The organism is Aeromonas sp. QDB23 (assembly GCF_027707745.1).
Taxonomy (GTDB): domain Bacteria; phylum Pseudomonadota; class Gammaproteobacteria; order Enterobacterales; family Aeromonadaceae; genus Aeromonas; species Aeromonas allosaccharophila.
Window position 1 is genome coordinate 1 of record NZ_JAPCJA010000145.1, and the last position, 1,360, is coordinate 1,360.

At 53.5% G+C, this 1,360-nt stretch carries 1 protein-coding gene and 1 pseudogene; both read right to left on the reverse strand.

Annotated elements, in window-relative coordinates:
• A partial coding sequence (locus PG888_RS22845; protein ID WP_442866253.1) for an AacA4 family aminoglycoside N(6')-acetyltransferase occupies positions 1 to 476 on the reverse strand: 476 nt, incomplete at its 3' end.
• A gap of 9 nt (positions 477 to 485) precedes the next feature.
• Positions 486 to 1,274, reverse strand: a pseudogene (locus PG888_RS22850) (AadA family aminoglycoside 3''-O-nucleotidyltransferase); the annotation flags it as partial.
• Positions 1,275 to 1,360 lie beyond the last annotated feature (86 nt).

Sequence of the window (1,360 nt, forward strand, 5' to 3'; positions counted from 1 at the left end):
ATCGCTCGCAAGTTGCTCGGCGACGGGTCCGTTTGGATCTTGGTGACCTCGGGATCATTGAACAGCAACTCAACCAGAGCTCGAACCAGCTTGGTTCCCAAGCCTTTGCCCAGTTGTGATGCATTCGCCAGTGACTGGTCTATTCCGCGTACTCCTGGATCGGTTTCTTCTTCCCACCATCCGTCCCCGCTTCCAAGAGCAACGTACGACTGGGCATACCCAATCGGCTCTCCATTCAGCATTGCAATGTATGGAGTGACGGACTCTTGCGCTAAAACGCTTGGCAAGTACTGTTCCTGTACGTCAGCAAGTGTCGGGCGTGCTTCTTCTCCGCCCCACCACTCGACGATATGAGATCGATTTAGCCACTCATAGAGCATCGCAAGGTCATGCTCAGTCATGAGGCGCAGTGTGACGGAATCGGTGCTGTTGGTCACGATGCTGTACTTTGTGATGCCTAACTTTGTTTTAGACATCATTGGCGTGGAGCCGAGCAGACTGGCGGCTTCGTGCTTCACAAAGTAAATGAACGCAGTCAACTGATCAGCGCGTGAGGCCAAGCAATCCATCCCTTGTCCAAGGTAAGCCTGCTGGGCTTCAAGCAGCACGGGCTGATGTTGGACGGGCAGGCGTTCCATTACCCAGTTGGCAGCTACATCCTTCGGCGCGATCTTGCCGGTTGCTGCGCTGTACCAAATGCGAGACAAGGTAAGCACTACATTCCGCTCGTCGCCTGCCCAATCCGGTTGTGAGTTCCATAGTTTCAAGGTGTCGGCCAGTGCTTTGAATAGATCGCTTTCCGGGACTGGGTTGAAGAAATCTTCCGCGGCCGAACCTGCCAAGGCAAGGCTGTGTTGCCTTGCTTTAGTTAGCAGAATAGCCAGATCAACATCGGTTGTCGCGGGCTCGAAGATGCCCGCAAGAATGTCCTTGCGCTGCCACTCCCCGAATTGCAGTTCCCGTCTGGCTGGATAACGCCAAGGAACAACATCGCCGTACACGACGATGGTAACTTCCAAGGCACGGAGAGCTTCACTTTGGCCGGGAGAAGCGGAAACTTCCAGGAAATCTACGAACAGAGCCTGCCGCACAGTCTCATCGAGCTGTGCAGTCACAGTAACCAGCAAATCAATATCACTGCATGGCTTCAGGCCACCGTCGAGTGCAGAGCCGTACAAATGCACGGCCAGCAACGTCGATCCCAGATGATGCTCGATGACGTTGAGTGCCTGTGATAGCTGTACCGAAATCTCGGCGGGCACTGCGTTGCTCATGATGTCTAACTCCCAATTTGTGTAGGGCTTATTATGCACGCTTAAAAATAATAAAAGCAGACTTGACCTGATAGTTTGGCTGTGAG